The 22,025-nt window shown below is 66.1% G+C and carries 21 protein-coding genes and 1 tRNA gene; 6 read left to right on the forward strand and 16 right to left on the reverse strand.

Going from position 1 to position 22,025, the window contains the following annotated elements; genetic code table 11:
- The coding region (locus PSA7680_RS02810) for a transposase (protein WP_217808310.1) at nucleotides 1-192 on the forward strand (192 nt) is incomplete at its 5' end.
- On the opposite strand, the gene PSA7680_RS02815 is transcribed toward PSA7680_RS02810, so the two are convergent.
- Both PSA7680_RS02815 and gyrA read right to left on the reverse strand, forming a co-directional pair.
- The gene (locus tag PSA7680_RS02815; protein ID WP_085867151.1) at nucleotides 189-770 is read right to left on the reverse strand and encodes a hypothetical protein; all 582 of its coding nucleotides are present in this window, start codon (nucleotides 768-770) and stop codon (nucleotides 189-191) included. The genes PSA7680_RS02810 and PSA7680_RS02815 overlap by 4 nt on opposite strands.
- A 270-nt stretch (nucleotides 771-1,040) precedes the next feature.
- Nucleotides 1,041-3,794 carry a DNA gyrase subunit A gene (gyrA, locus tag PSA7680_RS02820; protein WP_085867152.1) on the reverse strand — a complete coding sequence of 918 codons (2,754 nt, stop codon included), beginning with the start codon at nucleotides 3,792-3,794 and terminating at the stop codon, nucleotides 1,041-1,043.
- 195 nt (nucleotides 3,795-3,989) lie between these two features.
- On the opposite strand from gyrA, the gene PSA7680_RS02825 reads away from it, so the two are divergent.
- Nucleotides 3,990-4,259: an usg protein gene (locus tag PSA7680_RS02825; RefSeq protein WP_085867153.1), complete on the forward strand. Its 270-nt coding sequence runs from the start codon at nucleotides 3,990-3,992 to the stop codon at nucleotides 4,257-4,259.
- A gap of 196 nt (nucleotides 4,260-4,455) precedes the next feature.
- Here PSA7680_RS02825 and ocd read toward each other — a convergent pair whose 3' ends face one another.
- From ocd to rocF, 3 genes are read right to left on the reverse strand one after another with little or no spacing between them, the layout of a single operon-like run.
- Nucleotides 4,456-5,529: an ornithine cyclodeaminase gene (gene ocd, locus PSA7680_RS02830; RefSeq protein WP_085867154.1), complete on the reverse strand. Its 1,074-nt coding sequence runs from the start codon at nucleotides 5,527-5,529 to the stop codon at nucleotides 4,456-4,458.
- Nucleotides 5,526-6,470 (reverse strand): citrulline utilization hydrolase CtlX, encoded by a 945-nt coding sequence (gene ctlX, locus PSA7680_RS02835; protein ID WP_085867339.1) that lies wholly within the window; start codon nucleotides 6,468-6,470, stop codon nucleotides 5,526-5,528. The genes ocd and ctlX overlap by 4 nt, the downstream gene beginning before the upstream one ends.
- Nucleotides 6,467-7,393 carry an arginase gene (gene rocF, locus PSA7680_RS02840; protein WP_176244068.1) on the reverse strand — a complete coding sequence of 309 codons (927 nt, stop codon included), beginning with the start codon at nucleotides 7,391-7,393 and terminating at the stop codon, nucleotides 6,467-6,469. The genes ctlX and rocF overlap by 4 nt, the downstream gene beginning before the upstream one ends.
- 114 nt (nucleotides 7,394-7,507) lie before the next feature.
- On the opposite strand from rocF, the gene PSA7680_RS02845 reads away from it, so the two are divergent.
- On the forward strand, nucleotides 7,508-7,942 hold the full coding sequence (locus tag PSA7680_RS02845; protein ID WP_085867341.1) for an Lrp/AsnC family transcriptional regulator: 435 nt from the start codon (nucleotides 7,508-7,510) through the stop codon (nucleotides 7,940-7,942).
- Here PSA7680_RS02845 and PSA7680_RS02850 read toward each other — a convergent pair.
- Nucleotides 7,939-8,409: a disulfide bond formation protein B gene (locus PSA7680_RS02850; RefSeq protein ID WP_085867155.1), complete on the reverse strand. Its 471-nt coding sequence runs from the start codon at nucleotides 8,407-8,409 to the stop codon at nucleotides 7,939-7,941. The genes PSA7680_RS02845 and PSA7680_RS02850 overlap by 4 nt on opposite strands.
- Complete coding sequence (locus PSA7680_RS02855; RefSeq protein WP_085867156.1) at nucleotides 8,406-8,984, reverse strand: YqaA family protein; 579 nt, start codon at nucleotides 8,982-8,984, stop codon at nucleotides 8,406-8,408. Before PSA7680_RS02855 ends, PSA7680_RS02850 begins: the two co-directional genes overlap by 4 nt.
- 147 nt (nucleotides 8,985-9,131) lie before the next feature.
- On the opposite strand from PSA7680_RS02855, the gene PSA7680_RS02860 reads away from it, so the two are divergent.
- Nucleotides 9,132-9,217, forward strand: a tRNA-Leu gene (locus PSA7680_RS02860).
- A 591-nt stretch (nucleotides 9,218-9,808) separates the two neighbouring features.
- On the opposite strand, the gene PSA7680_RS18680 is transcribed toward PSA7680_RS02860, so the two are convergent.
- A complete protein-coding gene (locus PSA7680_RS18680; RefSeq protein WP_176244067.1) occupies nucleotides 9,809-10,000 on the reverse strand; it encodes a hypothetical protein in 192 nt (63 codons plus the stop codon).
- 3 nt (nucleotides 10,001-10,003) lie between these two features.
- Here PSA7680_RS18680 and PSA7680_RS19150 point away from each other — a divergent pair, with 3 nt between their 5' ends.
- Entirely contained in the window at nucleotides 10,004-11,044 is a 1,041-nt protein-coding gene (locus PSA7680_RS19150; protein ID WP_370738523.1) for a Hint domain-containing protein, read from the forward strand.
- A 103-nt stretch (nucleotides 11,045-11,147) separates the two neighbouring features.
- Here PSA7680_RS19150 and PSA7680_RS02870 read toward each other — a convergent pair whose 3' ends face one another.
- The 7 genes from PSA7680_RS02870 to PSA7680_RS02900 form a co-directional block, all read right to left on the reverse strand.
- Entirely contained in the window at nucleotides 11,148-11,753 is a 606-nt protein-coding gene (locus PSA7680_RS02870) for a nucleotidyltransferase family protein (protein ID WP_085867157.1), read from the reverse strand.
- Between the two features lie 32 nt (nucleotides 11,754-11,785).
- A complete protein-coding gene (locus PSA7680_RS02875; RefSeq protein ID WP_085867158.1) occupies nucleotides 11,786-14,212 on the reverse strand; it encodes a GcvT family protein in 2,427 nt (808 codons plus the stop codon).
- Between the two features lie 273 nt (nucleotides 14,213-14,485).
- Nucleotides 14,486-15,790, reverse strand: coding sequence for a branched-chain amino acid ABC transporter permease (locus tag PSA7680_RS02880; RefSeq protein ID WP_085867159.1), 1,305 nt, complete (start codon nucleotides 15,788-15,790; stop codon nucleotides 14,486-14,488).
- Entirely contained in the window at nucleotides 15,787-16,797 is a 1,011-nt protein-coding gene (locus tag PSA7680_RS02885; protein WP_085867160.1) for a branched-chain amino acid ABC transporter permease, read from the reverse strand. Before PSA7680_RS02885 ends, PSA7680_RS02880 begins: the two co-directional genes overlap by 4 nt.
- 1 nt (nucleotide 16,798) lies before the next feature.
- Nucleotides 16,799-17,512 carry an ABC transporter ATP-binding protein gene (locus PSA7680_RS02890; RefSeq protein ID WP_085867161.1) on the reverse strand — a complete coding sequence of 238 codons (714 nt, stop codon included), beginning with the start codon at nucleotides 17,510-17,512 and terminating at the stop codon, nucleotides 16,799-16,801.
- Between the two features lie 105 nt (nucleotides 17,513-17,617).
- Complete coding sequence (locus tag PSA7680_RS02895) at nucleotides 17,618-18,400, reverse strand: ABC transporter ATP-binding protein (RefSeq protein WP_085867162.1); 783 nt, start codon at nucleotides 18,398-18,400, stop codon at nucleotides 17,618-17,620.
- Nucleotides 18,401-18,504: 104 nt separating this feature from the next.
- Entirely contained in the window at nucleotides 18,505-19,695 is a 1,191-nt protein-coding gene (locus tag PSA7680_RS02900) for an ABC transporter substrate-binding protein (RefSeq protein WP_085867163.1), read from the reverse strand.
- Between the two features lie 205 nt (nucleotides 19,696-19,900).
- On the opposite strand from PSA7680_RS02900, the gene PSA7680_RS02905 reads away from it, so the two are divergent.
- Entirely contained in the window at nucleotides 19,901-20,998 is a 1,098-nt protein-coding gene (locus PSA7680_RS02905; protein WP_085867164.1) for a PQQ-dependent sugar dehydrogenase, read from the forward strand.
- A 10-nt stretch (nucleotides 20,999-21,008) separates the two neighbouring features.
- Here the strand turns inward: PSA7680_RS02905 and PSA7680_RS02910 are convergent, their stop codons facing one another.
- Nucleotides 21,009-22,013 carry a GlxA family transcriptional regulator gene (locus PSA7680_RS02910; protein ID WP_085867165.1) on the reverse strand — a complete coding sequence of 335 codons (1,005 nt, stop codon included), beginning with the start codon at nucleotides 22,011-22,013 and terminating at the stop codon, nucleotides 21,009-21,011.
- Nucleotides 22,014-22,025 lie beyond the last annotated feature (12 nt).

Raw genomic sequence — 22,025 nt, forward strand, 5'->3', positions numbered from 1 at the left:
AACGTCCGCGTGGTCAGGACCGTCGACCGAGACCTCTACCGCGAACGCAACAAGGTCGAACGGTTCTTCAATCGTCTCAAACACTTCCGCGGCATCGCAACGCGATACTTCAAAACCGCAGCAAACTTCCTCGCCGCACTTCACCTCGCTTGCTCAAGGCTCTGGATCAGACATTATGAGTCCACGACCTAGCGGGCGTCGAAAATGTCGGCGAAGAGGTTGCGCTCGTCCTTGCCGTTGCGCGCCTTGCCGTTGGTGCCGGGCTGGTGCGTGCCCACGATGGCGATGGGCGTCGGGAGATCCTGCTTGGCCTCGGCGCGGATCTGTTCACGCAGGGCATCTGCGGAAATCCGGCGCTGCTCCGAGCGGCTGGGCACGATCCGGCGCGGCGTCACCCGGCGGCCGAAGCGCAGCAGGCGGCGGCGCGGCAGGGCGGGGCCGGTGTAGGTGAGCATCAGCGCGGCCACCATCACGAGGTCGCGCCAGAACTCCACGATGTTGATCTGCCCGGCGGCCACGAAATTGGCCACGAGGCTGGACCAGAACACGTAGTTGGCCAGCAGGAGCGCGGCAAGGCGCATCTGTCGGCCCACGAGGATGAGGAAAGCGGTGAAGAACACGAAGCCCGAGACCGCGGCCACCGCGTATTGCTCGGGCAGAACCGTCGTCATCAGGGCGCGCCCGTTCTCGGAAGGAAGCACCCCCACCGCGATGGCGATGAAGTAGGATGCGATGATCAGGCGCACCGCCTGATGCCCCGCCTCATCCATCTGAAATCTCTTTTCCACAGGAGCCGACATACCGTTCCCCACTCAACAAACAGGGCCAGAGATACCCTCTGGCTCACCCATTCTATGAGAGTCGAATGTGGCTGAAAGAAGGGCAAAATTCGCTGAAGCCCGTGCCTTATCAAGACAATTTTGGCCGAATTGAAATTGTTCGCGTGGCAAGAAGGAGCTTTGCGCCCGTAAAACAAGGGCATTTCCCCGGTTCACCGCCTCGCGCCGAACCGGGAAGATTTATTTCATATTGTCAGGGCCCTAGCTTTCCGTGGCCGGTGCCTCGGTGCCATCCTCGCCCTGGTCGGCGATCCAGGCCACCGAAACGACTCGCTCGCCCTTCGCCGTGTCGAAGACTTTCACCCCGCCGGCGCTGCGCGAGCGGAAGGAAATGCCGTCAACCGGGCAGCGGATCGCTTGCCCCGCCGAGGTGACGAGCATGATCTGATCGCTTTCCTCGACCGGGAAGCAGGCGACGAGCGGGCCGCCGCGCAGCCCCTTGTCCATCGCCGCGACGCCCTGGCCGCCACGCCCGCGCACCGGGTAGTCGTGGGAGGAAGAGATCTTGCCCATGCCGCGTTCGGTGATGGTGAGGATCAGGTCTTCCGCCGCCGACATCTCGGCGTAGCGCTCCTGCGAAAGCTCGCCGCTGACCGCGACGGCCTCCTCGTCGTCGCTCTCCCCGTCGTCGGGCAGCCCGGCGACGGCGCGGCGCATCTTCAGGTAGGCGGCACGCTCTTCGGAGGTGGCCTCGAAATGGCGGATCACCGACATCGACACCACCTCGTCGTCCTCGGCCAGCCGGATGCCGCGCACCCCCACGGAGGCGCGGGAGTTGAACACGCGCACGTCGGTGGTGGGGAAGCGGATCGCGCGGCCCTTGCGGGTGACGAGCATCACGTCATCGTCGTTGGAGCAGATGCGCGCGTTGATCAGCCGCATCCCGGCGTTCTCGTCCTCGAACTTCATGGCGATCTTGCCGTTGGATTTCACGTTGGTGAAATCCGAAAGCCGGTTGCGGCGCACGGTGCCCGCGGAGGTGGCGAAGACGATCTGCAGATCGCCCCAGTCCTTCTCGTCCACGTCCACCGGCATGATCGCCGCGACCGAGACTCCGGGCGGGATCGGCAGGATGTTGACGATCGCCTTGCCCTTCGCGGTGCGCCCGCCCTGGGGCAGGCGCCACGTCTTGAGCTTGTAGACCATCCCGTCGGTGGTGAAGAACAGAAGCTGGGTGTGGGTGTTGGCCACGAAGAGCGTGGTCACCACGTCCTCTTCCTTGGTGGCCATGCCCGAAAGCCCCTTGCCGCCCCGCCGCTGGGCGCGGAAATCCGCCAGCGGCGTGCGCTTGATGTAGCCGCCGGAGGTCACGGTGACGACCATGTCCTCCTGCTCGATGAGATCCTCGTCGTCCATGTCGCCGGACCAGTCGACGATCTCGGTGCGCCGCGGCACGGCGAACTGGGCCTTCACCTCGCGCAGCTCGTCGGCGATGATGCCCATGATCCGGTCGCGCGAGCGCAGGATCTCGAGGTATTCGCGGATCTTCGCGGCCAGCTCCTGCAGCTCGTCGGTGACTTCCTTCACCCCCATCGCCGTGAGGCGCTGCAGGCGCAGATCGAGGATCGCGCGGGCCTGGGCCTCGGAGAGGTTGTAGGTGCCGTCCTCGTTCATCGTGTGGGTCGGATCGTCGATCAGCTGGATGTATTCGGCGATGTCCTGCGCCGGCCAGCGGCGCGTCATCAGCTTCTCGCGGGCCTCGGCCGGATCGGCGGAGGCGCGGATCGTGGCCACCACTTCATCCACGTTGGAGACCGCCACGGCGAGGCCGCAGAGGATGTGGCTGCGCTCCCGCGCCTTGCGCAGATCGAAGGCCGTGCGCCGGGCCACCACTTCCTCGCGGAAGGCCACGAAGGCGGTGAGGAAGCCGCGCAGGGTCAGCTGCTCGGGGCGGCCGCCGTTGAGCGCCAGCATGTTGCAGCCGAAGGAGGTCTGCATCGGGGTGAAGCGGAATAGCTGGTTGAGCACCACCTCGGGGGTGGCGTCGCGTTTCAGCTCGATCACCACGCGCACGCCCACGCGGTCGGATTCGTCCTGGATGTGGGCGATGCCCTCCAGCTTCTTGTCGCGCACCATCTCGGCGATCTTCTCGATCATCGTGGCCTTGTTCACCTGGTAGGGGATCTCGTCCACGACGATGGCGTAACGGTCCTTGCGGATTTCTTCCACACGCGTCTTGGCGCGCATGATCACCGAGCCGCGCCCCTCAAGGTAGGCTTTGCGCGCGCCGGAGCGGCCCAGCATGATGCCCCCGGTGGGGAAATCGGGGCCGGGCACGTAATCCATCAGCTGCTCGCTGGTCAGATCCGGATCCTCGATCAGCGCCAGAGTGGCGTCCACCACCTCGCCGAGGTTGTGCGGCGGAATGTTGGTGGCCATGCCCACGGCGATGCCGCCGGCCCCGTTCACCAGCATGTTCGGATAGCGCGCCGGCAGAACCGTCGGCTCCTGGTCCTTGCCGTCGTAGTTGTCCTGGAAGTCGACCGTCTCTTTCTCGATGTCGGCCAGCAGCGCCGCCGCCGGCTTGTCCATCCGCACCTCGGTGTAACGCATGGCCGCCGGGTTGTCGCCGTCCATCGAGCCGAAGTTGCCCTGGCCGTCCAGAAGCGGCAGCGACATGGAGAAATCCTGCGCCATCCGCACCAGCGCGTCATAGATCGCGCTGTCGCCGTGGGGGTGGTATTTACCCATCACGTCACCCACCGGGCGGGCGGACTTGCGGTAGGGCTTGTCATGGGTGTTGCCGGTCTCGTGCATGGCGTAGAGGATGCGCCGGTGCACGGGCTTGAGCCCGTCGCGCAGATCGGGGATCGCGCGGCTCACGATCACGCTCATTGCATAATCGAGATAGGAAGAACGCATCTCGTCGGTGATCGAGACGACAGGGCCATCGTAGGAGGGCCGCTGAGGCGCGTTTTCTTTCTCGTTTTCGGGGGGTTGCGGGGTGTCGTTCACTTAAGGCACCGCTCTGTTCTTGTTATACCAGATTTAGTTGCGCGCAGTATATACGGTGCGGGATATGGGGTGCAATGGCGGATGTGAAATGCGCGTGGCACTCCCGGCTCACGGCTGCTAACAAATTGTTTTCATTGCCTGTTCAGAGTTCTGTGGCAAACTCGATCCATGGAAACCGAAAAGGAAAGGACAGCCATGGAAAAATCCGAGACCGCCCTGATGCTCAAAGGCTACGGGCTGACGACGGCCGAGATGTTCTATCACATGCCCGATCACCCCCACGTGCTGAACAGCTTCATCTGGCAGAAATACGATCTCGCGCCCGATTACCCGGAGCTCTTCAAGTTCATCGAATTCTGGCAGGAAGAGATCGACGGCCCGCTGCATTCGGTGCGCTTCACTCACCGCAAGCTGATCTCGCCGGGCGAGTGGCGCAACGTGACGGGGGAGTTCACCGTCCACTGAACGCCGCTTCCTCTCGCGTGAAATACCTCGGGGGTGCGGGGGCAGCGCCCCCGCGTTTGGTGGTCGCGAGGCCGGGGGCAACGGCGCCCGTCCGGTCCGGCGCCCCGCACCGGAGGCGTGCAAACCTTCGGCGGAGAAGTGCCGGGTCGGTCGACGGCTCCTGCCGCCTTCTCAAGCCAGTGCGTGCGCCGCAACCTCAGGCCGCCGCCTCCGGGCGGGCGCGTTGCAGCATCCCGAAGAGATCGCGCGGATCGTCCGGGTCCGCGAGCATGTCCAGTTGCTCGAACAGCGCGGTGCCTTCGAGCCGGTCGCGCACGTAGCGCAGCGCGGAGAAATCCTCGATCGCGAAGCCCACGCTGTCAAAGAGCGTGATCTGACTCTCCGAACGCCGGCCGGGCCGGGCGCCCGTGATGACCTGCCACAGCTCGGTGACCTCGAAATCCTCCGGCATCTGCTGGATCTCGCCCTCGATGCGGGTCTGCGGCGGATATTCCACGAAAACGTCGGCGCGGGTGAGGATGTCCCTGTGCAGTTCCGTCTTGCCGGGGCAGTCGCCGCCGATGGCGTTGATGTGCACGCCGGCGCCGACCATGTTGTCGGTCAGGATGGTGGCGTTCTGCTTGTCGGCGGTGCAGGTGGTGATGATCTCCGCCCCCTCCATCGCCTCTTCGGGCGAAGCGCAGCTGGTGACGGAAATGCCGAGCCCGCGCAGGTTGGCGGCGCATTTCGCGGTGGCGGCGGGGTCGATGTCGTAGAGGCGCACGTGTTCGAGGCCGATGATCGCCTTCATCGCCAGGGTCTGAAATTCCGACTGGGCACCATTGCCGATCATCGCCATGGTCTTCGCGCCCCTCGGGGCCAGGTGGCGGGCGGCCATGGCCGAGGTGGCGGCGGTGCGCAGGGCGGTGAGGATCGTCATTTCCGACAGCAGCACCGGGTAGCCGGTGCCCACGTCGGCGAGCAGCCCGAAGGCGGTGACGGTCTGAAGGCCCTCCTTGGTGTTCTTGGGGTGGCCGTTGACGTATTTGAATCCGTAGACCTCGCCGTCTGAGGTGGGCATGAGTTCGATCACGCCCTCGGCGGAATGGGAGGCGACGCGCGGCGTCTTGTCGAAGAGTTCCCAGCGGCGGAAATCGGCCTCCACGTAATCGGCCAGTTCGCGCAGGAAGCGCTCGATGCCGACGTGATGCACAAGCTTCATCATGTTGTCGACGCTGACGAAGGGCACGTAGGCGAGGGGCGAGGGGGCGATGGAAGACGGCTTGGTCATGCGGCTGTCCTGTCTGAATGTGTCACGCGGGGTGAGAGGTGGATGCCGGCGATCATGCAGCGCACGGAGCCACCGGCGGTTTCGATCGTGGGGATGTCCAGGGGCAGGATGCGGGCGTGGGCCTCGATCCTGGCCGTCTGGGCGGGGGTGAGCGAGGCCACGGCGCGCGCGGACATGGCCAGCACCGGGCCGGCCGCGCCTTCCAGTTCGATCGCGTTGCCGGCGAAGGCGCGGACCTGGGCCTCGCTGAGCGCGATCACTTCGCGGCCGGTTTCCTGTAGCCGGGCGCGCACGTCCTCACGCCGGGCGGGATCGGTGATCAGCTCGAGGCCCACGAGGGCCACGCGGCTGCCCACCGCCATCATCACGTTGGTGTGGTAGACGGCGCACCCCCGGCTGTCGGCGGCGTGGAAGGCCATGGGCTCGTAGTTGAACTGCGTGCAGAAGCGTTCGAGGATTACCGGGTCGGCCCGGTTGGAGCGGGCGGCATAGGCCACGCGCCCGACGTGATCGAGCACCATGGCGCCGGTGCCTTCCAGCGCCAGCCCATCCTGTTCCAGCCCCGAGAAATCGATCACGTCCTGTACCCGGTAGCGGGCCTTCAGCATCTCGATGACGTCCCAGCGGCGTTCGCGGCGCCGGTTCGGGGCGAACATAGGGTAGATCGCCACGTGGCCGCCGGCATGGGTGGAGAACCAGTTGTTCGGAAACACCGAATCCGGGGTCTGGTCGGTATCGTCGCGGAAGACGTGCACGGTGATCCCTTCCGCGCGCAGCCGGGCCACCGCGTCGTCGAACTCCCGCGCCGCCCGTGCGGCCACGTCCTGCGGCGGCGCCGAGGCGAAGGTCTGGAAGGCGTTGTCGCCGGCCGTTTCGGGGTTGGACCGGAAGCGGCCGGGCCGGATCATCACGACGGCCCTGGGTGCCTGCACCGACATCAGAAGCTCCGCGTCGGACGGTCGAAGACCCGGCGCCCCATGAGCGAGGCGGCGAGATCGACCATGAGCTTCGCGGTGCGGCCGCGCTCGTCGAGGAAGGGGTTCAGCTCCACCAGGTCCAGCGAGCACACGAGGCCGGAATCGTGGAGGTGCTCCATCACGAGATGCGCCTCGCGCACCGTGGCGCCGCCCGGCACCGTCGTGCCCACGGCGGGCGCGACCGAAGGATCGAGGAAATCGACGTCCAGCGAGACGTGCAGCAGGCCGTTGGCCGCGCGCACGCGCTCGAGGAAGGCCGCGAGCGGGCGGGCGATGCCGTTCTCGTCGATGTCGCGCATGTCGTGGACCGTCATGCCGCTGCCCTGCAGGGCTTCGTTCTCGGCGCGGTCCACCGAGCGGATGCCCATGAGGCAGATGTTTTCCCCCGGCACGATGGCGGGCAGGGGCGGGAAGGCCGAAAACCCCTCGCGGCCGGTCACGTAGCCCAAGGGCGTGCCGTGCAGGTTGCCGGAATCGGTGGTGTCGGGGGTGTGGTAGTCGGTGTGCGCATCCAGCCAGAGCACGAACAGCGGCCGGCCGACGGCCTTGGCATGGGCCGCGACCCCGGCCACGCTTCCGAGCGAGAGGCTGTGATCGCCACCCAGGAAAATCGGGAAACCTTCGCCCATGGCCTCGGTGGCGGCGGCCATCAGGGTTTTCGTCCAGCCCACGGTGCGCGCGAGCTCGTGCACGGCCGGGTTTGACGGGGCAGGCACCTCGACCTGGGCGGGAGCGAGATTGCCGCGGTCGATCAACCCGTGGCCCAGATCGGTGAGCGCCTCGGCCAGCCCGGCGGTGCGGTAGGCGTCGGGGCCCATGAGGCAGCCCTTGCGGCGTTTTCCGCTGTCGACCGGGGCGCCGATGAGAATGCAGGTCTTCGGTGTCATGTGCAGTGATTCCGGTTGTTTTCCCAGAACTGCGCCCGAAACGGGGTGGATTCCAGCCATCAAAATGCTTAGACCGGAAGGCAAATGGTCAAAATGTCGGGGAGGGTGATCGTTTTGGACAAAGTGGATCTGGAGCTGATTTCCGCCTTGCGCCGGGATGCGCGGGCCTCGCTTTCGGAGCTGGCCCAGAAGCTCGGCCTGTCGCGCACCACGGTGCGCGCGCGCATGGAACGGCTTGCCGCCAGCGGCGAGATCCTCGGCTTCACGGTGGTGCTGAAGGAAGATGTGGCCGATCACCCGGTGCGGGGGTTGATGATGCTGGGCATCGAGGGGCGCGGGGCCGACAGGATCGTGCGCCAGCTCAACGGAATGCCCGCCGTGCAGGCGATCCATACGACCAACGGGAAATGGGATCTGGTGCTGGAACTCGGCACGCCGTCGCTGGAGGCGCTGGACGCGGTGCTCTCCCAGATCCGCCGCTTCGACGGCGTCGTCACGAGCGAGACCAACCTGCTGCTGGCCACCCGGAAATCGGCGAAGATCCGCTAGCGGCTTTCCGGCGCCCGGAAGGCGGCGATCCAGAGCGCGCAGAGCGCGAAGGAGAACAGCGCGTTCCAGCCCGCCATGCTGATGCCGAAGAGCGCCCAGGCGATCTCGTCGCACATCACGATGTCGGCCGTTCCGGCGGTGGAGAGCAGGTCTGCCCCCGACAGGCCCGAAAGCCCGCCGCCGCTGCCCGTGCAGGAGGCCGGGCCTTCCCACCAGCCTTGCTCCACGCCCGCATGGAAGACGCCGATGGCGCCGGTGGTGAAGGCGGCGAGCGCGCCCAGCAGCGTCCAGACCCTCTGGCCGAAGGCCAGCAGCGCGGCGCCGAACAGGATGGCGGCGGCATGGGGCCAGCGCTGCCAGAGGCACATCTTGCAGGGCGCGTAGCCCATGAACTGGAAGCCGAAGGCGCCGATCAGCAGGGCAGCGGAGCCGGCGGCGGCGATCAGGCCGAGCGTTTTGCGGGTCATAGGTATTTCACCAGGTAGAAGCCCCCGATCAGCAGGATCACCGCGAGGGTGAAGACGAGGCCGAGGCGGCGCTCGATGAACTCCCGGATGGGGGGGCCGAATTTCCAGAGAAGCGCGGCCACGATGTAGAAGCGCAGACCGCGCGCGATGAGGCTTGCGATGGCGAACACGGGCAGGGAAAGCCCGGTCGCGCCGGACAGGATGGTGATGACCTTGAAGGGGAAGGGCGTCACCCCGGCCACGAGCACGGCCCAGGGGCCGTAGGCGTTGTAGCGCTCGGCGAAGGAGTCAAACAGCACGTCCTTGCCGTAGAAGGCGAGCACCGGCTGGCCGACGCTGTCCCACAGGTAGGCGCCGATGAAATAGCCGAAGAGCCCGCCGAGCACGCTGGAGATCATGGCGATGCCGGCGATCAGCCAGGCCCGGCTGGGGCGGGCGAGGATCATCGGGATCATCAGCACGTCCGGCGGGATCGGAAAGACGGAGCTCTCCACGAAGGCCACGATCGCCAGCGCCCAGAGCGCATAGCGGCTCTCGGCCAGCGAAATCGTCCAATCGTAAAGGCGCCTGATCATCTGTTCCTGCTCTCGGGCTGAAGGGGCGGAAGGGGTGGGTTCATCCACCACCAATCTGCTGCAACGTCAAGGCAGCGCAAAGGGATAGGCGTGGGCAATTTTGGGCTGGACGGAGCAATTGGCCGGGGCTATCCCTGCGCCTGGAGCGCCCGAGTGGTGGAATGGTAGACACAGGGGATTCAAAATCCCCCGGCCTCACGGCCTTGTCGGTTCGAGTCCGACCTCGGGTACCACCTCTTCGATCAGATCGGATGACGGCAAGGGCTGGGTGCAGGTGGGCGCATGGCCTGGCCTGCGATCCCGCCGCGCGTGCGGCGCGATTCGAAGCCGGCAGCGCGGAAATGGAAAAAATACCTAAAAGTTTTCCGGGTTTGTTCACGAATTGGGCAATTTGAAATGAGGCGGAAATGGGGCGGGAAGTGGAAATCGGCATGGCATTACCGAAAAGCCACTGGTTCCGGAATGGAAACGCCAGCGCGCCGCCACAGCGGCCCCGTCAGGGTGAAAAAGCTTAGGAAATGTTAACCCGAAGGTGGATGTCGGGTGTTTGGAAAACGGAAACAAAGAGGCGGATCGAGGCGCCTTGCCGGTCCCGTTCGCCGTGTTTCTTGTGATTTCAAGCCATGTTTGCGCCGCATTTACGTCACTTTTTTCCTTTTTGCCCGCAGTTTGGCGGGTAAAAAGAAGATGCCCACTGGGGGGCACCCATGCCGGCACCGTTTCGTTCCGGGGCGATCCCTTTCCCATCCAGCCGTGCAGGGGCTGAACGGGGAGCTGCCCTTTCATGAAATCCGGGGCGGCTAGGACCATAATCAAAACGCCGGTCATGTGTTGCTATTGCGGCGGATGACACGGTGAAAACCCAGAAAGTTTGAGCGCAGTTCGAGTGAGCCCCGTTCGCCCCGGTGGACGGCAATTGGAAAGTTGCGCCCGGCAATCGGGTGCAGGAAATAGATCGAGGTCGCATGGCCGAAGATGGCGCCGCGCTCCACGCGCTCGGAGAAGAAGAAATTCACATCATGTCCTTCGGGCGCGCCGCCCGCGTGGAGGAAGTGTGCCTCGTCAACGTCTGCCTGCCCGGCACGGAGATCCGGCTTTTCTCGGGCTCGGGGGAGATGCTGCGGAGGGTGAACGTGGCCGGCGATGCGCAGGGCGCCAGCAGTTGCATCGCGCTGCATGCCGAGGGCGTCACGCGGCTCGAGATCGCGCTGTCGCGCGGGGCGCAGGTGGCCGATGTGCGTTACAGCCAGCCGGCCTCGCCCAAACGCGCTCCTGAAGGGCGCAAGCGCGAGTTGCTGGTTGGCATGGACGAGGCCCGGGCCTTCGAGGCCGCCGCCCGCGGTGAACCGGCGCCCGGTCAGAGGGGCGGCGTGGTGATGAGTAAGGATGGTGACGGGGAAGCGGTGGTGCAGTACCGCGATCCCCGGGGAAAGGTGAAAGCGACGATGGATACCAAGAAATCGGAAAGCGTCACGGTGTGTTTTACGCCCGGAACCATGATCGCAACCCCGCGCGGAGAGCGTGCGGTTGAAACGCTGAAGGCGGGGGACAAGGTGATCACCCGCGACAACGGCATCCAGGAAATCCGCTGGATCGGGGGGCGTCCGCTCACCTGGCAGGATCTGGCGGCGAGCCCCTATCTGCAGCCGATCCTCGTGAAGGCCGGCGCGCTCGGCAACGGGCTGCCCGAGAAGGACATGTATCTCTCGCCCAACCACCGGGTGCTCGTCTCCAACGACAAGACGGCGCTTTACTTCGATGAGCGCGAAGTGCTGGTGGCCGCCAAGCACCTCGTCAACAACAAGACGATCCTGCAGGTGGAGAGCGCCGGCACGGCCTACATCCACTTCATGTTCGACCACCACGAAGTGGTGCTCTCCAACGGCAGCTGGACGGAGAGCTTCCAGCCCGGCGATCATTCGCTCAAGGGCATGGGCAATGCCCAGCGTAACGAAATCTTCGAGCTTTTCCCCGAGCTTCAGACCCATGAAGGCATGGTCGCCTACCAGTCCGCCCGCAAGACGCTGCAGGAGACGGAAGCGAAGATGCTGTTGAACTAGTGAACGGGTAACGGATCTGATTTCAGGCACGCGCCAACCTGCCACTCACGGAAAAACGGCGCGTTGAAGGCCGGCGGCTCCCCAGCGCCGGCCTTTCCGTTTGCTACGCCGGGCGCGCGCCCGGCCGGCCCGCCAGCCACGACGCCCAGGCCTCCGGGGTGTCCAGATCGACCAGCGCCCTGTCGCCCGCAAGCGGCAGCGGGCGGACGCGGGCAGCTTCGGCTTTCAGAAGGCTGCGTGCACCGCCATCGCCGGTGAGATCCGCCAACCGCGGCACAAGATCGGCGGGCAGCACCACCGGGTGGCCCGGCGCGCCCGCATCGGATGTGGCGCGGATGATCGCCTCGGGGGCGGCCTCCGAGGCCGCGCGCAGGGCGGCGAAATCTCCGGTTTCGATGTCGGGCATGTCGGGCAGGGCGATCATGGCGCGGGCGCCCTCCGGTGCGCTGCGGGCCAGCGCGCGCAGCGAGGCCGCCATGCCTTCCCGCGCATCCTCGACGATCAGCACCCGCACATCGAGCCCGTCAAGCAGCGCCGCGCGCGGGTGATCGGCAGCGGGCAGGCTGACCCAGACGGGGCCGCCCGCTTCGCGCGCGCGGCCCACCTGCCGCCGCAGCAGCGGCACGCCGTCGATCCGTCGGGCCAGCTTGTCGGCTCCGCGCATCCGCGACGAGGCCCCGGCGGCGGGAAAGAAGGTGATGATGTCCATTCCGCCAGATAAGCAGGCTTGCGCCCACGCCGCTAGCCCCGCATCGCCGCGCCGTTGGCATCGAAGAGCGGGTGGCGTTGCAGGCGGGCGGGGCGCACGTCGCCCAGGATCTCGACCGCCCAGCCCTCGCTTTCCTCCGCGATCTCGCGCGGCACGTAGCCCATCGCCACCGAGGCTTTCGAAGGATGGGCATAGCCGCCGGAGGTGACCCAGCCCACCACCTTGCCGCCGTGATAGATCGGCTCGTCCCCGATCACGTCGGCATCCGTCGCCTCCACCACGAAGCTGCGCAGGCGCATCTTCCCGCCGTCTTCCTTGAGGGCCTTGGCCGCCTCCTTGCCGATGAAATCGGCCTCCTTGGCAAGTGCCACGAAGCGGCCCAGCTCGGCTTCCCAGGGCGAATAGATCGGGCGGTATTCCCGTGCCCAGCCGCCGAAATTCTTCTCAAGCCGCAGCGCGTTGAGCGCGCGCAGGCCGAAGAGCTTCAGGCCGAATTCCGCGCCGGCTTCGCGCAGGGCCTCGTAGATGTAGCGCTGGTCATGGGGCTCCATCCAGATTTCATAGCCCAGATCACCGGTGAAGCTGACGCGCCCCACGAGTGCCGGGGCCATGCCGATGTCCATGCGGGCGATGTCCATGAAACGGAATGCCTCGCCATCAAGATTGTGGTCGGTGAGCTTTTGCAGGCAGGCGCGGGCGTTCGGCCCGGCGATGGAGAGCCCCACGAGGCGCGGGCCGTGCGCGGTGATCTGCACCGAGCCATCTTCGGGCAGGTGCTGCTGGAACCAGCGCATGTGGTAATCCTCGGCCACGCCGGAGCCCGCGATGAAGAACGCACCGCCGCCCAGGTTGGCGAGGGTGAAATCCCCGATCAGGCGGCCATCTTCCTTCAGCATCGGCGCAAGAACCATGCGGCCTTCGGCCGGAATGCGGCAGGCCAGCAGGCGATCGAGCCAGCCTGCGGCACCTTCCCCCGTAACCGTGTATTTCGCAAAGCCCGAGATCTCCATCATGCCGAGACTGTCGCGCACGGCCTGCGCTTCCGTAGCTACGTGGTCGAAATCGGTGGAGCGGCGCCAGGAGAACGCATCGCGCACGCCCTCGGGCGCGAACCACAGCGGCTGCTCCAGCCCGTGGGAGGCCCCGAATTGCGCGCCTTCGGCCTTCAGCAGATCGTAGATCGGCGTGGTGCGCAGGGGGCGCGCGGCGGGCAGCTCCTCGTTGGGGTAGCGGATCGAGAAGCGGCGCGAATAGTTCTCCTGCACCTTGGCGTTGGTGTAGGCGAGGGTGGCGAAATCGCCGAAGCGGGCCACGTCCATCGCGAAGACGTCGAAGCCCGGATCGCCGTGGATCATCCAGTTCGCAAGCGCCAGCCCGACGCCGCCGCCCTGCGAAAAGCCCGCCATCACCCCGCAGGCCGACCAGAAGCCGCGCATCCCCCGGATCGGCCCCACGAGCGGGTTGCCGTCGGGCGCGAAGGTGAAGGGGCCGTTGATGATCTGCTTGATCCCGGCATTGGCGAAGGCGGGGAAATGCGCGAATCCCACTTCCAGCGAAGGGGCGATCCTGTCGATGTCCGGCTCCAGAAGCTCATGGCCGAAATCCCAGGGCGTCTGCTTGGGCGACCACGGCCGGCAGGCCTTCTCGTAGGTGCCCATGAGCATGCCCTTGCGCTCCTGCCGGAGGTAAAGCTCGCCGTCGAAATCCACCGCGTGAAGCATCTCCTTGCCGGTTGCCTCGTTGAATTCGATGACTTCGGGCATGTCGTCGGTGAGCAGATACATGTGCTCCATCGCCAGCACCGGCAGTTCCAGCCCCACCATGCGGCCCACTTCCCGCGCCCAGAGGCCACCTGCGTTCACCACGTGCTCGGCGATCACCTCGCCCTTGTCGGTGATCACGCGCCAGTGTCCGTCCGGGCGCTGCACCAGATCCTCGACCTTGGTGTGGGTGTAGATCTCGGCGCCGTTCTTGCGGGCGGATTTCGCGTAGGCGTAGGTGGTGCCGGACGGGTCCAGATGGCCCTCCACCTCGTCATAGAGCGCGCCGACGAACTGGCTGGCGTCCATCAGCGGAAACAGCTCCTGGGCTTCCGAGGGCGTGATCAGCTCGGCGTCAAGCCCGAGGTAGCGCCCCTTGGCCATGATGCTCTTGAGCCAGTCGAAGCGCTCGGGCGTGGCCGCCAGCATGACGCCGCCGGTCATGTGCAGGCCGATGTTCTGGCCCGAGGCCTCCTCGATCTCCTTGTAGAGATCGACGGTGTATTTCTGCAGCTTGGCCACGTTGGGATCGCCGTTGATCGTGTGCATCCCGCCCGCCGCGTGCCAGGTGGAGCCCGAGGTCAGCTCGCTGCGCTCCAGCAGGACGACGTCCGTCCAGCCGAATTTCGTGAGGTGGTAAAGCACGGAGCAGCCGACGACGCCGCCCCCGATGACGACAACCTTGGCGTGGGATTTCATGATGCGTGGCCCCTGTCTGCTGGCGATCCTTGGCAGCAGAGTGCCGCAGGCCATGGGGGCAGGGGAGCCGGAAGGCGACATCATGTGTCGTTTTGGTGCCGAGGCTTGCGCGAAATGGCTTGGCCAGGCCCGGCCCCGCCGGGCCGCGCCCGACCTCCCCCCAGGGAGGGCGCTTCGCTTCCTCCCGAGGCCGGGCACGCCCCTCCCGTCTTTGCGCAGAAAAAAGCCCGCGCCGTTTCCAGCGCGGGCCTTTCTATCTCACCAGCAAGCTTCCTACCGCTCGGGGATCAACCCGCGCGGGCTGAACCGCAGCACCAGCAGCAGGATCACACCCATCGTCAGCAGCCGCATGTGGGCCGTGCTGTCCAGCAGATGGGCGCGCAGGGCGCTGTCTTCCGCCATGCCCGAGGTGATCACCTGCATCAGCCAGATGCCCACGGGCTCAACCTGCACCCAGAGGAACCAGATCAGGAAGCCGCCCAGCACCGCGCCGAAGTTGTTGCCGGAGCCGCCCACGATCACCATCACCCAGATCAGGAAGGTGAAGCGCAGCGGCTGGTAGGTGCCGGGGGTCAGCTGGCCGTCCAGCGTCGTCATCATCGCGCCGGCGATACCGCAGATGGCGGAGCCGAGGATGAAGATCTGCAGGTGGCGCTTGGTGACGTCCTTGCCCATGGCTTCGGCGGCCACTTCATTGTCGCGGATCGCGCGCATCATCCGGCCCCAGGGGCTTTTCAGCGCCAGCTGCGCCATGACGAGCAGCACCACGAGCACCACCGCGAAGAGGCCGGCGTAGAGCAGCTTGACGTAGAGCGTCGAGGCGATGACGGGATCAAGCCCGAGCCCTGAAGCGCTTTCCACGAAGCCCGGATCCTGCTGCAGGTCGATCTCGTAAGGAACAGGGCGCGGAATGCCGATCACGTTCTTCACGCCGCGCGCCAGCCAATCCTCGTTCTTCATCACCGCGATGATGATCTCGGCGATGCCCAGCGTGGCGATGGCGAGGTAGTCCGAGCGCAGGCCGAGCGCCGTCTTGCCGATCAGCCAGGCCGCGCCGGCGGCCAGCAGGCCGCCCACCGGCCAGGCCACCAGCACCGGCAGGTTGAGCCCGCCCAGGTAACCCGTCGCCGCCGGGTTCACCCCTTCGATGGCTTCCACCGCCGGGTCGAACAGCCAGCGATACAGGAAGAATCCGCCCACGAGGATCGCCAGAAGCGCCACCGTGCGGCTGCGCCCCTTGGGCATCCGCTTGTAGGTCAGAACCGCGCCCGCGATCGTCGCGGCGCCGGCGATCAGCGCCACGATGACGCGCAGGCCGCCCGCGGCCCAGGCCTCCTGCGTCGGCGGCATCGCCACCAGCACGGTGGCCAGCCCGCCAAGGGCCACGAAGCCCATGACACCCACGTTGAACAGCCCGGCGAAGCCCCACTGCAGGTTCACCCCCAGCGCCATGATGGCGCTGATCAGCCCCATGTTCAGGATCAGCAGGGCGGAGTTCCAGCTCTGCACGAAGCCGGTCAGTACGATCAGCCCGGCCACCGCCGCGAAGAGCAGCGTGTTCTTCATCATCTCGCTCATACCGATTTCCCCTTGAACAGCCCCGTCGGCTTGAACAGCAGCACGATGATCAGGATCGCGAAGCTCACGGCGAATTTGTAGTCCGTGCTCATCAACTGCACGAGCCCCTCCGGCTCAAGGCTTTCGGGTAGCAGGTAGACGAGCACCTTCTTGAAGGCATAGGTCACCGTGACTTCCGAAAAGGCGATCACGAAGCCGCCGGCGATCGCACCGAGCGGGTTGCCCAGCCCGCCGACGATGGCGGAGGCGAAGATCGGCAGCAGCAGCTGGAAGTAGGTGAAAGGCTTGAAGCTCTTGTCGAGCCCGTAGAGCACGCCGGCAATGGTGGCCAGCGCGGCCACGATGATCCACGTCACCGCCACCACGCGCTCCGGGTTGATGCCCGAAAGCAGCGCCAGATCCTCGTTGTCGGAGAAGGCGCGCATGGATTTGCCGGTGCGCGTGTGGTTGAGGAACCAGAACAGCAGCGCCACCACCACGACGGCCGTCACAACGGTGATGCCCTGGCTGGTGCGGATCGCGAGCCCTTCCTGAAGGCCGGTCATCTCCTTGAAATCACGGGCCGAAATGATGAAGCGCGCGCCGTCGGCGAAGCGCTGGTCGTTCGGGCCGATGATGAAGCGGACAAGCCCGTTCATGATGAACATCACGCCCATCGACACGATCACAAGGATCACCGGCGCCGCCTTCTGCCTGCGGTAGAAGCGGTAGACGACGCGATCGGTGCCCAGCAGCAGCAGCGCGGTGACGGCGATGCCGAAGGGCAGGGCCAGAAGCGCCGTGGGCAGCACGCCGAAGCCGATGCCCACCGATTGCATCCACCAGGTCACGAGGATCGTCACCATCGTGCCGAAGGCCATGGTGTCGCCATGGGCGAAGTTGGAAAAGCGCAGGATGCCGTAGATCAGCGTCACGCCGAGCGCGCCGAGGGCGAGCTGGCTGCCGTAGGCCACGGCCGGCACGATGACGAAGTTGGCCAAGGCCACGATTGCATTGAGAAAATCCATCTCAGCCCCCCAGGAAGGAACGGCGGACTTCCGGGTCGGCCAGAAGCGCCTTGCCGGTGTCGGTGAAACGGTTGGCGCCCTGCACGAGCACGTAGCCCTTGTCGGCGATCTCCAGCGCCTGGCGGGCGTTCTGCTCCACCATCAGGATGGTGATCCCGGCGCGCGCCACCTCGATGATCCGGTCGAACAGCTCATCCATCACGATGGGCGAAACCCCGGCCGTCGGCTCGTCCAGCATCAGCACCTTGGGCTTGGTCATCAGCGCCCGGCCCACGGCCACCTGCTGACGCTGCCCGCCCGAAAGCTCGCCCGCCGGCTGGTTGCGCTTCTCCTTCAGGATCGGAAACAGGTCATAGACCTGCGCCATCGTGTCGGAGATATCGTCGGTGCGGATGAAGGCCCCCATCTCGAGGTTCTCTTCCACCGTCATCGAGGTGAAGATGTTCTGCGTCTGCGGCACGAAGCCCATGCCCTTGGCCACGCGGGCCTGCGGGGTGAGGGCGGTGATGTCCTCGCCATCCAGCCGCACCGCGCCGGAGCGCAGGTTGAGCATGCCGAACACCGCCTTCATCGCAGTGGATTTGCCTGCGCCGTTGGGGCCGACGATCACCGCGATCTCGCCCTTTTCAACGGCAATGGTGCAATCGTGCAGAATGTCAGGCCCGTTGCCGTAGCCGCCCGTCATGCTGTCTCCGATCAGGAAAGGCTCAGCCATGATGCCTCCCAACTTTGTTCTTGAAATATCCCGGGGTCCGGGGCAGCGCCCCGGCACATGTGTTCCGTGCGCGCGAAAGCGCGCGCCGCTCGATGCACGCCCGCATCATGCGCCGACCTTGTGTTTGTTCTTCAGGCCGGTGCCCAGATAGGCCTCGATCACCTGCTCGTTGGCCTTGATCTCGGCCAGCGTGCCTTCGGCCAGCACCTTGCCTTCGGCCATGCAGATCACCGGATCGCAGAGCCGTTCGATGAAATCCATGTCGTGCTCGATCACCACGAAGGTGTAGCCGCGCTCCTCGTTGAGGCGCTTGATGGCATCGGCGATGGTGTAGAGCAGGGTGCGGTTCACCCCGGCGCCCACCTCGTCCAGGAACACGATCTTTGCGTCCACCATCATCGTGCGGCCCAGCTCCAGCAGCTTCTTCTGCCCGCCCGAGACCTGCCCGGCCTTCAGATCGGCGATGTGGCTGATGGTGAGGAACTCCAGAACCTCGTCGGCCTTGGCCCGCAGCGCGCGCTCCTCGTCGGCGATGCGCTTGCGCCCGAACCAGGTGTTCCAGAGCGTCTCGCCCGATTGCCCGCCCGGCACCATCATCAGGTTTTCCCGGCACGTCATCGAGGAGAACTCATGCGCGATCTGGAAGGTGCGCAGCAGCCCCTTGTGGAACAGAACATGCGGCGGCAGGCCCGTAATGTCCTCGCCGTCCATGGTGACGCGGCCCGACGTAGGCTGAAGAACCCCGGCGATCACGTTGAAAAGAGTGGTTTTTCCGGCACCGTTCGGGCCGATCAACCCGGTGATGGAGCCTTTTTCGATGGTCAGGGACGCGCCGTCCACGGCGTGAAAGCCCCCGAAATGCTTGTGAACGTCTTCAACGACGATCATTGCGTTTCCCCCGTCGGCGCACGGGCGGTTTCACCTCTTGCGCCCCTATGGAAAACAGCCCGGAAGTGGCTCCGGGCTGCTTTCGGTTCGATTGTCCGTCAGGATCAGCGGTATTTCACCGTGGTGAGTTCGCCACCCTTCACTTCCAGCTCGCGGTAGCCGCCGGCGGCTTCCCCGCTGCCGATCAGCTCAACGGCCGTGGCGCCCACGTAGTCGATATCACCGCCGCCGGCAAGGATTTCGAGCGCCTTGCCCAGTTCACCCGGGAAGATCTGCTCGCCCGGAGCGTTGGCGACCTCCATGATCTTCTCCTTGTAGGCGGAGGCATCGGTGGAGCCGGCGGCCTGCATGGCCAGCATGATCAGGGCAGCGGCATCGTAGCTTTCGCCCACGTAGGGGCCGTCGCCGTTCTCGATGCCGGCTTCCTCGATCAGCTTCATCATGATGCCCGCACCTTCGGATTCGGTGCCCGGCACGGTGCCGATGGAGCCGTCGATCTCGTCGCCGAAGGTCTCTTCCAGTGCGGAGCCGATCATGCCGTCGGGCAGCACGAAGGTGTCGAAGGCGCCGGAATCGAGCGCGGCGCGGATCACGCCGGGGCCGCCCTGATCGACGTAGCCCGCCACCACGAGAGCGTCGCCACCGGCAGAGGCCAGAGCGCCGACTTCAGCGGAGTAGTCGGCCTTGCCGTCCTCATGGGCGGTGGTGCCCGTCACGGTGCCGCCCACGGCTTCGAACGCGGCGGTGAAGCTGTCGGCGAGGCCCTTGCCGTAGTCGTTGTTGGTGTAGGTCACCGCAACGCTCATGATGCCTTTTTCCTTCAGCACCTCGGCCAGCACCTGGCCCTGGCGGGCGTCAGAGGGCGCGGTGCGGAAGAACAGGCCGTTGTCCTCGGCGTCCGAGAGGGCCGGGGAGGTGGCGGAGGGCGAGATCATCACGATGCCGTTGGGCACGGCCACGTTGGCCAGAACGGCGCCGGTCACGCCGGAACAGTCGGCGCCCATGATGCCCTTCACGCCGTCGGAGGTGATCAGGCGCTCGGCGGCGGCGGTGGCGGCGCCGGCGTCAACGCAGGTGGAGTCCGCGCGCACGGGCTCGACCTTGCCGCCGTCCATGAACTTGCCGCTTTCGGTCACTTCGACCATCGCCAGTTCGGCGCCGGCGGCCATGGCGGGCGTCAGGGATTCAATCGGGCCGGTGAAGCCCAGGATGATGCCGAGTTTCACGTCTTCGGCAGAGGCCGCACCGGCGGCGACGAGGCCAGCGGCCGTGGTGGCCAAAAGAAGCTTTTTCATGTGGTTCTCCCAAGTTGGACGAATGTTTGCCATTCGCGTTGTGCCGGCAGATTAGGCAAGGGTTCGGGGAATGAAAAGAGCAGAAAAGCCGCCTTTTCGCAGCAAGTGGCACGCCGCTTTCGCCCGTTTGCCAAATCGCAATTCCCCGTGAGCCATGCTGGCCGGGCGCCGCCGTTTGCCTATGTTTCACCGAAAAGGAGAGCCCATGCCCATCGATCGCCGCCTGTTCCTGACATCCGCGCTGGCCGCCCCCATGCTGCTTTCGGCGCGCCGCGCCCAGGCCGCGCCCCGCTTCGAGCCGATGGTGCGCGGGCTTCAGACGCCCTTCGGCCTTGCCTTCCTGCCCGGTGGGGGCCTCCTGATCACCGAGCGCGACACCGGCGTGCTGCACGTGCGCGCCGATGGCGGCAAGCAGCGCCTGAAAGGCGTGCCGGAAGCCGTGACGCGGGGGCAGGGCGGCTACATGGACATCGTCGCCGCCCGCGATTTCGCCCGCAGCCGGCGGCTGTGGCTGACGTGGTCCAAGCCGCTCGCCGGCGGCGGCACCGGGACGGCGCTGAGCGCGGCACGGCTCTCGGCCGACGGCGCCGCGCTGGAGGATGTCCGGACGCTGTTCGAAATGGCGCAGGCGGGCAGCGGCACACGGCATTTCGGCTCCCGCGTGGTGGAGGCCCCCGACGGCATGCTGTTTCTCGCGATCGGCGATCGCGGCGAGGATGCGCGCGCCCAGGATCTGGGGTCCCATCACGGCAAGATCCTGCGCCTGACGCCTGGCGGCGCCCCGGCGCCGGGAAACCCTTTCGCGGGGCGGGCCGGTGCGCGCGCGGAGATCTGGAGCTACGGCCACCGCAACCCGCAGGGCATGGCGCTGGACTCCCGCGGCGGCCTCTGGGCGGTGGAACATGGCGCCAAGGGCGGTGACGAGGTGAACCGCATCCGCAAGGGCGCGAACTACGGCTGGCCGGTGATCTCCTACGGGGTGCACTACTCCGGCCGCAGGATCGGCGAGGGCACCGCGCGCGCGGGGATGGAGCAGCCGGCCCATTACTGGGATCCTTCGATGGCGCCCTCGGGAATGATGATCTATTCCGGCCGGCTCTGGCCGCAGTGGCGCGGACACATCTTCATCGGATCTCTGAAATTCGATTATATCTCAAGGCTTTCCGGTGAAGACCTCACCGAGTCCGAGCGGATCGAAAGCGGCGAGACCCGCCGTGTGCGCGACGTGCGCGAAGCGCCGGACGGCAGCATCTGGTTCCTCTCGGAAGGGCGCAGGGCAGCCTACCGCATGGTGCCGGGCTAGGGCGGCGCGCTCAGATCGAGAGGCGCGTCGCCTGGGTGCCGCGTTCGCGGTAGGGCGTGGTGTTGTAATGGGTCCGGTAGCATTTCGAGAAATGCGACGGGCTGGTGAAGCCGCAGGCCAGCGCCACGTTGATCACGCTCATGTCCGTCTGCATCAGCAGGTTGCGCGCCTTCTGAAGCCGCAGCTCCATGTAGTAGCGCTTAGGCGAGCGGTTCAGGTAGCGCCGGAACAGACGCTCAAGCTGCCGGGTGGACATGCCCACGTCCTTCGCGAGGATCGAGGGGCTGATCGGCTCCTCCAGGTTCTGCTCCATCATCTGGATCACCTGCGAAAGCTTCGGGTGGCGCACCCCGATGCGCGAGGGGATCGAGAGGCGCTGGGTGTCCTGGTCGGTGCGGATCGAGGAATAGATCAGCTGGTCGGCCACCACGTTGGCCAGTTCCTCGCCGTAGTCGTCGGCGATGATCTTGAGCAGCAGGTCGATGGAGGAGGTGCCGCCGGCGGTGGTGTAGCGGTTGCCCTGCATCACGAAGACGCTCTTGGTCAGCTCCACCTCGTCGAATTCCTCGGCGAAACTGTCGGAGTTCTCCCAGTGGATGGTGGCTTTCTTGCCGTCGAGCAACCCGGCCTTCGCGAGCGTGTAGGCCGCGGTGCAGAGCCCGCCGATCACCACGCCGCGCCGCGCCTCGCGCCGCAGCCAGTTCAGCACCGGCTTGGTGGAGGATTCGGCCACGTCCACGCCGCCGCAGATCAGCACCACGTCATCGCGCCGGGTTTCCTCCAGCCCCATGTCGAGCTTGAAGCCCGCGCCGTTGGAGCAGTAGATCATGTCGCCCCCTTCGCCGGCGAGCACCCATTCGTAAAGCTCCTGCCCCGAGACGCGGTTGGCGATCCGCAGCGGCTCGATCGCGCAGGCGAAGCAGAGCATGGTGAATTTATCAAGCAGAACAAAGACGAAGCGCCTCGGTTTCTCGGGCACGGAAGGGAGATCGATGAGCGGGCGGTTAGCGTCCATGCGGATGGGCCT

Origin of the sequence: Pseudoruegeria aquimaris, from assembly GCF_900172235.1 — a bacterium.
Lineage (GTDB): Bacteria > Pseudomonadota > Alphaproteobacteria > Rhodobacterales > Rhodobacteraceae > Pseudoruegeria > Pseudoruegeria aquimaris.